We start from the raw sequence: 11,890 nt of genomic DNA on the forward strand, positions 1-11,890 counted from the left end.
GTGGAAGGTGGGCGGGATGCCCTCGGCCCGAGTGTGCGATGGACGCGCACGGGGATCAATCCGTGAGCCACTGTCCCTCGAACACGAATGCCGCGGGGCCAGTCATCCACAGCGTATGGCCGGGACCCTGCCAATCGATGTGCAGGGAACCGCCCGGCAGGTCCACCTGCACGCTTTCGTCCACTGCGCCGCGCCGGCGCAGCACTGCCATCGCGGCGCAGGCGCCGGTGCCGCAGGCCAGCGTCCAGCCCGCGCCGCGTTCATGCACGCGCAGCGCGAGATGCGTACGGTCGATGCGTCGCACGAAGCCGGCGTTCGCACCTTCGGTGAAGCGTGGGTGCGTGCTGAGCGCCGGGCCCAGCCTTTCCGCCGCACCGTTGGGCAGCTCGTCCACCATCACCACCGCGTGCGGATTGCCCATCGACACCGCACCGATGGCCAGCGCCGTGCCATCGACCTCGATCACGTAGCGATCCGCCTCGACCTCAGCCACGAAGGGAACCCGCGTCGGTGCGAACGCCGGCGCGCCCATGTCCACGGTGACCTTGTGCGCGTCGAGCAGGCGCACCGTCACCGGGCCGGACGGGCTTTCCAGCCGCACCGCCTCGCCCAGCGCCAGCGCGCCGGCACGATGCAGCCACGCCGCCACGCAGCGCACGCCATTGCCGCACTGGCCCGAGGGCGAGCCGTCGGTGTTCCAGATGCCGTAGTAGAACGCACAGCCAGGGTCGCGCGCCGGTTCCACGCTGAGCAGCTGGTCGAAGCCCACGCCGGTGCGGCGGTCGGCCAGCGCGCGGATGTGCGCCACGTCCAGTGCGAACGGCGTGGCACGACAATCGAGCACGACGAAGTCGTTGCCGAGGCCGTGCATCTTCGAAAAGCGCAGCATCGACGCGCTCAGTGCGTGGCGGCGGGGATGCTGCTGCTGGTCGCCGGCGCCGGTGCCGTCTGCGAAGTGGCCGGCGCGGGCTGTGCCTTCGGCGGCACGTAGACCGGAGGGTGCGGATTGTTCGGCATGTACAGCGGGCCCTTGTTGCCGCAACCGGCAAGCATGGCGGCGGCGAGGCAGAGCGGCAGCAGCAGCGGACGGCGCATGGTCGGGTACCAGTGGAGAAGGACGGAACGGCGTGCTCGGCGGCCGTGGCCGCCGATGACGCTCGCAGTATAGCGAGCGTGCCGGTGCGGCTTATCATGCGCGAGCCTTCCCAGCGGAAACCTCCGATGAACCCGATCGAGCTGCTGCGCCTGCCCGCCACCGTGCTGCTGGTGCTGGCGGCGGTCCTGCTGCTGCTGAGCCTGCTGCAGCTGGTGACGCTGCGGCGCCGCCTCGATGCCGGTGCGCGGCTGGCCGCGAGCTGGCATGCGCTGCTGTGTGCGGTGTGCTTCGCGCTGGCCGTGCTGCTCGGCGTGGGTGGCTGGGCGTTGCGCGGCTACCGCCTGCTGGGCGAAGAGACCCCGGTGGTCGACATCGACGCGCACATCCTCTCGCCGCAGCGCTGGGCAGTCACGCTGGCCTGGCCCGACGGCAGCATGCGCCAGCTCGAGTTGGCGGGCGACGACTGGCGTGTCGAGGCGGTGGTGCTGAAGTGGAAACTGCCGGTCCTGCTCGCGGGTCTGCCGCCGTTGTACCGGCTCGACCGCATCGACGGCCGCTACGACGATCCCGCCCAGGAGGCGAGCGCGCCGCGTACCGTGATCGGCCTCGGTTCCGCCGACGGCTTCGACCTGCTCGATCTGCACCGGCAATACCCGCGTGCGCTGCCGATGGTGGATGCGGTGTACGGCAGCGGCACCTTCCTGCCGCTGGTCGACGGCGGCCATTACAGCGTCAGCCTATCGCGCACCGGCGCGCTGGTGGCGCGGCCGGACGCGGCCACGCAGCAGCGCATCAGCTCGCCGCTCGGGGGATGAGCCGCGGCCCGGCGGTCCGTGTGCCGGGCCGGTGGGGTCGCCGCGGCGAGTCAGTGCGCGGCGGCGGCTGTCGCGGATCGGGGGCCTTGATCCGTGCGCGCTGCCTGCGGATTCGAAACGGCAATGGCGTTCACCTGCCGCACCCAGCGGGCCGGGCGCTGGTCGGCGGGCACCACGAGCCGCCACGGGCCGGTAGCGGGCGGCAGCGGCTGGCCGTTCTCGCGGTCGGCCAGCAGCACTTGCCGGTTGCCCAGCGTGGGGTCGAGCTCGGCCAGGGCGAACACGGCGTGGTAACCGTCCGGCGCCGAGACGGTGACGATGGTGGTCATGGCCCTGCCGCGCAAGGCGCTGGCCCGTACCCCGGCAGCCTCGAGCACTTGCCGCAGGTCGTAGCCACCGTAGCGGGCGGTTTTCCCGTGTGCGGTTGCGGACACGCTCAGTCTCGGCAGCGATTCGATGGCTTTTGCGGACAACTGCACCGTCCTGCCGTCAGGCAGGGTGATCGGCGGCGTCGCCGCGAGGCTGGCGCCGCCTGCAACGAGCAGGACAACAAAAGCCAATGAACGCAGGGGCAGGCGGTACAGAGACATGAGATGGCTCCCGAGGGTGCACCGGACACCTCACACGGGTGCCCAGGCTTTCAACAATCTCGCACATCTCGATTCCGCCCTGCCAGTTGTTGCCCGCCGAACGGATGCGGCGCAGGAACTTGAATCGCGGCCGCGCTAGATTCGCCACGCCACGCCACGCCACGCCGCCGCGGCCGCGCTGCGTGGCATCCACTCAACCGGGGAGACGCACATGAAGAAGCTCACAGGGGTCGTCCTGACCTCCGCACTGGCGCTGGTCGCCGCTGCCGCGTTCGCCGCACAGCCGGTCCGCGACGTCAGCGGCCACCGCCATCCGAACATCGCCGCGGCGCAGCGGCTCACCGACCAGGCCTACCATCGCATCGTCGCCGCGCAGCAGGCCAACGAATGGGACATGGAAGGCCACGCGGCGAAGGCGAAGGACCTGCTCGACCAGGCCAACCGTGAACTCAAGGCGGCGGCGGAAGCGGCGAACCACGATCACCGGTGACGACCGCAACTCGCTCGTGAATGGCAAACCAGCCTTGCCGCCCACGCGGCAAGGCTGCGCGGGTTTTCAGGCGCCCTGCATCGCCAGCAGCTTCTCGTAGCGCCAGGCGTCGGCGCCATCCTCGTAGTAGTCCCGGGCGTGGCCGATGCGGCGGTAGCCCAGCCGTTCGTACAGGCGCACGGCACCATGGTTGTCGGTGCGCACTTCCAGCCGCAACGCGCGGCAGCGTCGCCGCTGCGCCAGCTGTTCGGCGGCGTCGAGCAGGGCGCTGCCCACGCCGAGGCCGCGCGCCTCGTGGTGGGTGGCGATCGAATACAGCCGCGCCACGCCGCTGCGCTTGCGGAAGAACACCACGGCCGTGCCGAGGAAGCGGTGTGGGCCGGTGCTGGCCACCAGCACCTTCGCGCTGTCGCTGTCCAGGTGGCGGCGGAATTGCGCGCGGCTCAGCCGGTCGCTGTCGAAGCTGTGTTCCTCCAGCGCCACCAGGTCGTCGAGGTCGGAGAGTTCGGCGGAGCGGATGCGCACGTTGGCCGGCGGCATGGCGATGGACTCCCTGGGTCGGACGATGCGGATCGGACGATGCGGCCAGCCGCACAGGCACGGCGGGAAACCGGGCGGACTGTAGTGCCCGATCGGCGGAGCGGCAATCGCGGCGCGGCCCGGGCGCTCAGAAAAGGTTCAGTGCCACGCCTTGTGGCGCGGTCGTGCTGTGCGAAACTGCGCGCTCGCGTTCCCTGTCGCCCCGCCCGCAGGGCGTCCCCGCAATCGCAAGCCTGAGTGGTGACATGGCTCGTCTGGTCATCGTGGTCGAGAAAGCCTCCGACTGGGGCTCCTACTACCCGTCCGTGGACGTGGTCAGCGCGATGGACTACCTGCGCGAGCCGGTAGGCAGCGACGACGAGCGCACCCACGTGATCAACCTGTGCCGCAGCTACAAGTACCTGGGCACCGGTTATTACGTGTCGCTGCTGGCCGAGGCGCGCGGGCACAAGGTGATGCCCTCGGTGCGCACCATCAACGACCTGGGCCGGCGTTCTCTGTACGGCGTGAACATCGACGACCTCAACCAGAAGCTCACCCACTTCCTGCCCGCTGGCGGCCGCGACACCACCGACTTCGGCATCCTGGTCTACTTCGGCGAGACCGCCTATCCCGCGCTGCAGGACCTGTCGCGGCAGGTGTTCGAATCCTTCCCCTGCCCGCTGCTGCGCATCGAGTTCGAGCGCGACCGCGTGTGGCAGGTCAGCTCGATCAAGCCGGTGGGCCTGCACACGCTGGACGACGCCCAGGAGGACGCGTTCGCCGAGGAACTGGACCGCTTCTCGCGCAAGCTGTGGCGCAAGCCGCGCGCGCGCAAGCTGTACCGCTACGACCTGGCGATGCTGGTCGACCCCAACGAGCAGATGCCGCCGTCGAACCGGAAGGCGCTGAAGTCCTTCATCGCGGCGGGCAAGGAGCTGGGCATCGAGGTCGAGCCGATCGGCAAGAACGACTACCAGCGCCTCGCCGAGTACGACGGCCTGTTCATCCGCGAGACCACCGCCAGCGACAACCACACCTACCGCTTCGCCCACCGCGCGGAGAAGGAGGGCATGGTGGTGATCGACGATCCGACCTCGATCCTGCGCTGCACGAACAAGATCTTCCTCAACGACCTGATGGTCTCGCGCAAGCTCGCCGTGCCGCGCACCGAGATCCTCTACCGCGACGACAGCAAGGGCATGAAGGAAGTGGCCGCGCGGCTGGGCTACCCGCTGGTGCTGAAGATCCCGGATGGCTCGTTCTCGCGCGGCGTGGTCAAGGTGGAGAACGAGCTGGCGCTGGACAAGGCCAGCGGCGAGCTGTTCCAGCACAGCGCGCTGCTGCTGGCGCAGGAATACGTCTATACCGAATTCGACTGGCGCGTCGGCGTGCTCAACCGCGAGCCGCTGTATGCCTGCAAGTACTACATGTCGCGCGGCCACTGGCAGATCTACAACCATGCCGCCAAGGGCGACGCGAAGTCGGGCGGCTTCGAGACGATGCCGGTGGACCAGGCGCCGCCCGAGGTGGTGAAGCTGGCGCTGAAGGCCACCAGCGCGGTAGGTCACGGCTTCTACGGCGTGGACCTGAAGCAGGTTGGCGACAGGCCGGTGGTGATCGAGGTCAACGACAATCCCTCGGTCGATGCCGGCGTCGAGGACGCGCATCTCGGCGGCGAGCTGTACCTGCGCGTGATGCGCGAATTCCTGCGCCGGATGGAGCGCAAGCGCCAGGGCATCGGCAACCGGCCGCTCCAGCGCGACCACGCCGGCAACTGAAGCGGGTCGAACCGGCTGCCGCATTCCCTGCAGCGCCGGCTTCGGACGCGCTCCGCGCGCAGCCGGGCGGTCAGCGGCTCCTACCACCGGCCCGGCAACCCTGCACGCGGCCATCCTGGCCACGCGCCGTTCCACTGCCAGATGGAATCAGTGCCGGCGGCGGACCTGCTTCCGCGCCAGCAGCTGGCGCGGCAGGCCCGGCTCGAGAATCAGCAGCAGCGCCGCCGGCGCCACCAGCAGCCACAGCAGCGGCGCCCAGCCCAGCAGCGCGGTGTGCGCCGGCACCAGGGTGGTGAGCAGCAGTGCGCCGCCGGCGGCGAGCCACAGCAGGGCGATGCCGAGCAGGCGGTCGTGGCGGTGGTGGTCGATGGCGGTCGGGCGCATGCGGTGTCCTCGCGGCGATGGGGCGCAGCATGCCGCCCCGCCATCTCAGAACCTGCGACGGCCCGGCGGGCCGCACGACGGGCGGTCTTACAATGGCCGCCCATTCCCAGGAGCACCGCATGAGCCAGCCCTCCCAGTTCGCCGTGTTCGGCCACCCGATCGCGCATTCGCTGTCGCCGCGCATCCACCAGGCCTTCGCACGGCAGTTCGGCATCGCGCTGGAGTACCGCACCACCGATGCCGCGCCGGAGGCTTTCGCTGCGGCGGTGCGCGGGTTCTTCGCCGCTGGTGGCGCGGGCGCCAACGTCACCCTGCCGCACAAGGGCGCCGCGTCCGCGCTGGCAGACGAGCGTAGCGAGGCGGCCATGCGCGCCGGCAGCGCGAACACGCTCACCCGTTTGCCCGACGGCCGGCTCGCCGCGCACAACACCGATGGCACCGGGCTGGTGCGCGATATCACCGAACGCCATCGCGTGGACTTGCGCGGCCACGATGCATTGATGCTGGGCGCGGGCGGCGCGGCGCGTGCCGTGGCGTGGTCGCTGCTGGACGCGGGTGTGCAGACGCTGACTATCGTCAACCGCACGCCGGAAACCGCCGATGCGCTGGCCGATGCGATCGGCGAACCGGCGCGCGTGCATACCCGCTACTGGAACGATCTCGCGGACCTGGGCAGCTACGACCTGATCGTCAACGCCACCTCGGCCGGCGTGCTGGGCGGGGGATTGAAGTTGCCCATGTCCCTGGTGGGCGCGCGTGCGCTCTGCTACGACCTCGCCTATGGCGCGGCGGCGATCGATTTCGTCGCGTGGGCGAAGGCGGCAGGGGCGCGCTACGCCTGGGATGGCCTCGGCATGCTGGTGGAGCAGGCGGCCGAAGCATTCGAGCTGTGGCACGGCCGGCGGCCCGACACGGAGCCGGTGTACCAGGCCCTGCGCGCGACGGTCTGAGCGCACGCGCGTCCTGCCAACCGCGTCACCTTTCCGCACGGGCATTTGACCCCGTCTAAAACCGCCGGTGCCAGCATGCCCGGCGCGGGGGGGGTGGAGCCTGTCCACGATGCTTGCAAGGTCATGGGCTGGCTCATGCGCAAGGGGTAACCACATGTTGCAGATGGGGATGTTCGCCCGAAACCTGGCCGCTGCCGGGTCGACGTGGCATGCCTGCAATGTTTCCGCCGCCGCCAGCAGTCCGGTCGGTCCGTCCAACGCGATCAGCGCCGCTGCGTCGGCGCAGTGAAAGGGAGGGGTGCCATGTCGATTCGATTGCACTTTGTCCGGAACCTGAAACTGCCCGTCGCGCAGTGCGCCTTGGCGATGCTGGCATGCGGGGGTTGGTCGAATGCCTTCGCACAGTCCTTGATGGTCGGCTCGCACAACGTGGCCACCGCCGATCCCGCCGTGCCGCGGCCGCCCACGACACCTTGCGTCGTGCCGCTGTACACCAACCAGTCGTTCGACAATCCCAGCGGCCCGACGCCGATCAGCTACACGCCGCCTGCCGGATGCCCCGGGCCCTGGCAAAAAGTCGTGCTCACGGTCGATGTCAGCATGCTCGGCACCAACCAGTTCGATCGCACCGGCTCCATCTGGCTGGGTGGCGCGATCCTCTATTTCGGCACCACGCAGGAACCCAGCGTTGCGCCGCCCAATGCCACGACCTGGCATGTCGAACGTGACGTGACCGACTACAGCGCCCTGTTCGCGGTTGCCCAGACCGGCCACTCCGACTTCGTCAACTACGTGGAGGGCCCTTACAACGGCAAGCTCAGCGGTTCGGCGGCCCTGTATTTCTATCCGTTGGTCCATGGCAACGCGCACGGGAACCACGGCAATGGCCATGGGCACGATGGCGACGCTGGCGGCAGCCTGCAGCCGCGCCCGGACGTCGTACTGTCCATGAACGCGAATCCGACGAATGGCACCTATGCCCTGAACACGACGACCGACCAGTACACGGCAACCTATGCCTCGCTGCCGAGGAACATCGAGCGCGCGTACCTGGACGTCTATGCGCAAAGCCAGAGCAACGACGAGATCTGGTACTCCTGCAACCCGAACGACCAGGGAAACCTGAGCTTCTTCGGCTGCAACAACACGGCATTCCGCGAGACCGAGGTCAGCATCGATGGCCGGCCGGCCGGCGTCGCGCCGGTCTACCCGTGGATCTACACCGGCGGCACCGGCAACCCGTGGCTGTGGGAACCGATTCCGGGCGTCCAGACACTGTCCTTCACGCCTTATCGCGTCGACCTCACCCCGTTTGCCGGTTTGCTCGACGACGGCAAGACGCATACCGTCTCGCTGAGCGTGTTCAACGCGAACCAGTATTTCAGCGTGGCCGGCAACCTGCTGCTGTATCTCGACCATGGCTCGAAGCGCGTCACGGGTTCGGTTATTTCGAATACCCTGGCCGCCGCGCCCACGCCCAAGGTGGTCGAGAACCTCACCACCGACGCAAACAACGATGTGACCGGCGGGAACATCACCGTCACCTCGAACCGCAGGTTCACCATCACCGGCGTGGTGGCCACTTCGCATGGCGTGGTGCAGACGCAAGTGGCGCAGGACGTCGCCTTCTCCAACTCGCAGGACTACTCCTTGCCGGCCAACAGCGAAGGCGAAAACATCGTGCAGACCTCGACGGTGGATTCGACCACGACGCGGACCGACGGGCGCCGGACGACCATTCTCCGCGAGCATCGCAGCTATCCGCTCAAGCTCGACCTGGGTTATTTCGAACAGCCCGACGGAACCTACCAGCAATATTCCGACGTGAAGGAACAGGGCTTCAGGCAGTCGGTTGCCCTGCAACCCCTGCTTTCCCTGCCCGTCTCGGCCACGCTCGACAATGCGTTCGACGGAAACAACACCATCCTGATCAATTCGGCCCAGACGGCAATTACCGGAGTGACGGACACGTACAGCAACCAGGATTACCGCTACAAGGATTCCTTCGGCGAATGCTACAGCCGCAAGATTTCCTCGAAGGACAACGCGCTCACGGGCTGGGTGGATGGCGCGGCATGCTGGATGGGCGCCAACAACCTCTCGTGGCGCGATCGTTTCTCGCAATTCGCGTCTCGCGCCTACGGAGCGACCGTGCAGTTGCTGCCTTGATGCGCTTGCCTGATGCGGATGGAAAGGGCCGGTCTCCGGCCTTTTCCGTCCGGCCGATCACGGTGGCTGCGCCTGGCCGAGTCATCGCGCTGACATGATGCGCCGCTAGCTTGCCGCCACGGTCGCGTCAGGCAGGATGTCATGCAAGGTCTCGTTTCGCTTTTTTCTCGCCGCCCGGTCTGGCTGGGTGGTCTCCTGGCACTGATCCTGGCGGCCGGCGGCGGCTGGTGGCACTGGAACGCCCGCGCCGATACCGGGCCGTCCGACGGCAATGGCGTGCGCATCCTGCTCGGCCTCGCCGGCGATGCGCTGCATGACGGCCGGCGCGTCGCGCCGGTGGGCAGCAACGCGTTCGAGTTCTACTTCAGCGTGCTCCAGCTCGACCCGCACAACCGCACCGCGCTGGACGGTCTGCGCGAGGCGTTCAAGCCGGCCTGCGAGGATGTGGAGCGGACGATCGCCGCAGGCGATCTCGACGAGGCGCAACGCGAGCTGCAACTGCTGCGCGCCTACGACGTCGGCAACTACAAGTACGACCCCGCGCATTACGAGCTGAACGCCAACAACTACAAGCTGGCCCTGCTCGGCGGCTACCTCGATGCCCAGCGCACCATGCTCGGCCGCCGGCACGCGGAAGAAGCGGCAGCGATCAGCGCGCGGCAGGCGGATGCGGCCGCGTCGCAATGAGCAGGCTCAGCCGGTGAGGTAGTCGTCCTTCAGCCGCACGTAGTGCGCGGCCGAGTACAGCAGCTGCCCGACCTGGTCGTCATCGAGCACGCGCACGAACTTCGCGGGGTTGCCCAGCCACAGCTCGCGTTCGCCCACCACCTTGCCCGGCGGGATCAGCGCGCCGGCGCCGACGAAGCCGTGCTTCCGCACTACCGCGCCGTCTAGCACGCTGGCGTGCATGCCGATCAGGCAGCCATCCCCGATGGTGCAGGCGTGCACCACCGCCGCGTGGCCGATGGTGACGTCGGCGCCGATCAGGCAGGGATAACCCGGTCCATAGCGGCCGGCGTGCGCCACGTGCACGATCGCGCCATCCTGGATGTTGGTACGCGCGCCGACGCGGATGTGGTTCACGTCGCCGCGCAGCACCGCGCCGGGCCAGATCGAGACGTCCTCGGCCAGCACCACGTCGCCGATCACGCTGGCCATGGGGTCGACGTAGACGCGTTCGCCGAGGACGGGGGCGATGCCCTTGTAGCTGCGCAGGGAGTTCATGCGCGCATTCTAGCCGCACCGCCAAAGCCCCTCTCCCGCTTGCGGGAGAGGGGAGTCAGGTGTGCTCGGCTTCGAGCACGCGCATCGTCTCGCGATAGCCCGCCTCCACCGCACGCTCCCAGTCCTTCCAGTCCAGCATGCCGATGTGGTCCAGCGGCGGAGTGATCAGGCGCTGCGCCAGTCCGCGGCAGTGCTCGCTGGCTTCCTCGCTGTTGACCATCGCGGCGCGGGTGAGTGTGGAGACCAGTCCCGGCCAGCGCGGGCCGCGGCGCTGTTGCAGCAGCAGGCGCCACCACGGCGGCGTGGCGAAATCCTCGATGCCGCTGCGCAGCTCGATGTCGGCGCGGATGCTCACCGCGGTGAGGTGGGCGAGACCGTCGACGGCCATCACGTCGGTGGGCAGGTTGTCCACCAGCGCGCCGTCCACGTAGACCTCGCCATGATGCAGCACCGGCGGCAGCACGCCGGGGATCGCGCTGGAGGCGCGCAGCCACAGCCACAGCGGTCCATGCCGGTGCACCACGCGGCCTGCGCCGGAGAGGTTGGTGGAGACGCAGAAGAACGGCGTGGCCAGGTCCTCGATGTCGATCGCGCCGAACGCCTGGCGCAACAGCATCGCGGCACGGCGGCCGCGGGTCAGGGCCACCAGCGGCAGCGTCCAGTCCGACAGCGGGCGGCCGCGCACGAAGGCGGTGTGGTACTTGCGCATCAGCGTCGGCGTGTCCCAGCCGTCCGCCACGCCGGCGCCGATGATCGCACCGATACTGGTGCCCCCCACCGCGTCGAAGCGGTGGCCTGCCTCGCGCAACGCTTTCAGTGCGCCGAGGTGGGCCAGCCCGCGCGCGCCGCCGCCGGCCAGCACCAGGCCGCGACCGTGGCCGCTGACCAGGCGCGCCACCCGCGCGATGTCGTCCTCGCCGCGGATGTGATGGTGCTGCAGCACGCCGCTGAACTGGGCGCGCCAGCGCTGCGCCGCGCCCTGCTGCACCTGGCGCCCCGCATGCAGCAACAACAGGTGGCGCGGACGGTGCCGCGCACGCGACGGGTGGCCGGGCGCGGCTTCCGGCCATGGCCGCGCCGGCTGCGCGGCCAGCGCGGGCAGCAGCAGCACGTCGGCCTGGCGCAGGCAGCGCTGGCGCCACAGCGCATCGCCGTTGCTGTCGAGATAGATCACGAAGCGCGCCTGCGCCTCGCGCTCGGCGAACCAGTCGCTGCCGCGGCCGGTGCCGTGTTCGGCGTCGATCACGGCGCAGCTGCCGTGCGCTTCCAGCGCCTTGCCCAGCTGCAGCGCCAGTGCGCGCACGGGGACGCCGGCGTCGACCGGCAGGATCGCGAAGGTGCGCGGCTTGTCCGGCGCGGTGTCGCGCCGCTCGTTCTGCAGCAGGCGCTGCATCGCCACGCGGGCCACGTCCAGCATCGCGCGGGGATGGTGCTCGATCAGCGCCTCGAACGCGCCGCGGTCCAGCCGCAGCAGCTCCGAATCGCGCAGCGCGCGCACGGCGAGGCGGTGGTGGCCGCCGCTGAGCAGGCTGATTTCGCCGATGCATTCGCCGGCGGCCAGCTGGTGCAGCAGCGTGGTGGGGCCGTCGAACACGCCGAGGCTGCCGCTGCGCAGCAGGTACAGCGCGTCGGCCGGTTCACCGGCCTTGAACAGGTACTGGCCGCCGGGCAGGCACAGCCAGCGCATCTGGCGCTCAAGCGCCGCGCGCTGTGCTTCGCCCAGGTGGGCGAACATCGCGGTGCGTCCCATCAGTTCGGCCAGATCGGTCGGCGACATGCCGCGGATGCTACGCCATCGGCATGACGACTGAATCCGTCACGCGGCCACGCTTGATTTCGCCCGATCCGCTCGCCACGCTTCACGGCGACAAG

13 protein-coding genes are annotated in these 11,890 nt (G+C 69.3%); 6 read left to right on the plus strand and 7 right to left on the minus strand.

What is annotated here, in order from left to right; genetic code table 11:
• Window positions 1–55 precede the first annotated feature (55 nt).
• The gene (gene dapF / locus ABQJ54_RS07800; RefSeq protein ID WP_367853733.1) at window positions 56–889 is read right to left on the minus strand and encodes a diaminopimelate epimerase; all 834 of its coding nucleotides are present in this window, start codon (window positions 887–889) and stop codon (window positions 56–58) included.
• Window positions 890–897: 8 nt separating this feature from the next.
• Complete coding sequence (lptM, locus tag ABQJ54_RS07805; protein WP_367853734.1) at window positions 898–1,095, minus strand: LPS translocon maturation chaperone LptM; 198 nt, start codon at window positions 1,093–1,095, stop codon at window positions 898–900.
• A gap of 126 nt (window positions 1,096–1,221) precedes the next feature.
• Here lptM and ABQJ54_RS07810 point away from each other — a divergent pair, with 126 nt between their 5' ends.
• On the plus strand, window positions 1,222–1,911 hold the full coding sequence (locus ABQJ54_RS07810) for a hypothetical protein (RefSeq protein ID WP_367853735.1): 690 nt from the start codon (window positions 1,222–1,224) through the stop codon (window positions 1,909–1,911).
• Window positions 1,912–1,961: 50 nt separating this feature from the next.
• On the opposite strand, the gene ABQJ54_RS07815 is transcribed toward ABQJ54_RS07810, so the two are convergent.
• Entirely contained in the window at window positions 1,962–2,501 is a 540-nt protein-coding gene (locus ABQJ54_RS07815; protein WP_367853736.1) for a molybdopterin-dependent oxidoreductase, read from the minus strand.
• Window positions 2,502–2,712: 211 nt separating this feature from the next.
• Here ABQJ54_RS07815 and ABQJ54_RS07820 point away from each other — a divergent pair, with 211 nt between their 5' ends.
• Window positions 2,713–2,991, plus strand: a complete 279-nt coding sequence (locus ABQJ54_RS07820; RefSeq protein ID WP_367853737.1) for a hypothetical protein — start codon at window positions 2,713–2,715, stop codon at window positions 2,989–2,991.
• 66 nt (window positions 2,992–3,057) lie between these two features.
• On the opposite strand, the gene ABQJ54_RS07825 is transcribed toward ABQJ54_RS07820, so the two are convergent.
• On the minus strand, window positions 3,058–3,531 hold the full coding sequence (locus ABQJ54_RS07825) for a GNAT family N-acetyltransferase (protein ID WP_367853738.1): 474 nt from the start codon (window positions 3,529–3,531) through the stop codon (window positions 3,058–3,060).
• 245 nt (window positions 3,532–3,776) lie between these two features.
• Here ABQJ54_RS07825 and ABQJ54_RS07830 point away from each other — a divergent pair, with 245 nt between their 5' ends.
• Window positions 3,777–5,291 carry a RimK family ATP-grasp domain-containing protein gene (locus ABQJ54_RS07830; protein ID WP_367853739.1) on the plus strand — a complete coding sequence of 505 codons (1,515 nt, stop codon included), beginning with the start codon at window positions 3,777–3,779 and terminating at the stop codon, window positions 5,289–5,291.
• A 147-nt stretch (window positions 5,292–5,438) separates the two neighbouring features.
• Here the strand turns inward: ABQJ54_RS07830 and ABQJ54_RS07835 are convergent, their stop codons facing one another.
• Window positions 5,439–5,675 (minus strand): hypothetical protein, encoded by a 237-nt coding sequence (locus ABQJ54_RS07835; RefSeq protein ID WP_367853740.1) that lies wholly within the window; start codon window positions 5,673–5,675, stop codon window positions 5,439–5,441.
• Window positions 5,676–5,794: 119 nt separating this feature from the next.
• On the opposite strand from ABQJ54_RS07835, the gene aroE reads away from it, so the two are divergent.
• From aroE to ABQJ54_RS07850, 3 genes are all read left to right on the plus strand, one after another.
• On the plus strand, window positions 5,795–6,625 hold the full coding sequence (gene aroE, locus ABQJ54_RS07840; protein ID WP_367853741.1) for a shikimate dehydrogenase: 831 nt from the start codon (window positions 5,795–5,797) through the stop codon (window positions 6,623–6,625).
• 303 nt (window positions 6,626–6,928) lie between these two features.
• Window positions 6,929–8,794 (plus strand): peptide-N4-asparagine amidase, encoded by a 1,866-nt coding sequence (locus ABQJ54_RS07845; protein WP_367853742.1) that lies wholly within the window; start codon window positions 6,929–6,931, stop codon window positions 8,792–8,794.
• A 141-nt stretch (window positions 8,795–8,935) separates the two neighbouring features.
• Entirely contained in the window at window positions 8,936–9,481 is a 546-nt protein-coding gene (locus ABQJ54_RS07850) for an energy transducer TonB (RefSeq protein ID WP_367853743.1), read from the plus strand.
• 6 nt (window positions 9,482–9,487) lie between these two features.
• Here the strand turns inward: ABQJ54_RS07850 and ABQJ54_RS07855 are convergent, their stop codons facing one another.
• Together ABQJ54_RS07855 and ABQJ54_RS07860 are read right to left on the minus strand one after the other, a co-directional pair.
• Window positions 9,488–10,018, minus strand: a complete 531-nt coding sequence (locus ABQJ54_RS07855) for a gamma carbonic anhydrase family protein (RefSeq protein WP_367853744.1) — start codon at window positions 10,016–10,018, stop codon at window positions 9,488–9,490.
• A gap of 55 nt (window positions 10,019–10,073) precedes the next feature.
• Window positions 10,074–11,795 (minus strand): patatin-like phospholipase family protein, encoded by a 1,722-nt coding sequence (locus tag ABQJ54_RS07860; protein WP_367853745.1) that lies wholly within the window; start codon window positions 11,793–11,795, stop codon window positions 10,074–10,076.
• Window positions 11,796–11,890: the final 95 nt, after the last annotated feature.

It is taken from the genome of Rhodanobacter lycopersici, from assembly GCF_040812335.1.
GTDB lineage: Bacteria > Pseudomonadota > Gammaproteobacteria > Xanthomonadales > Rhodanobacteraceae > Rhodanobacter_A > Rhodanobacter_A lycopersici.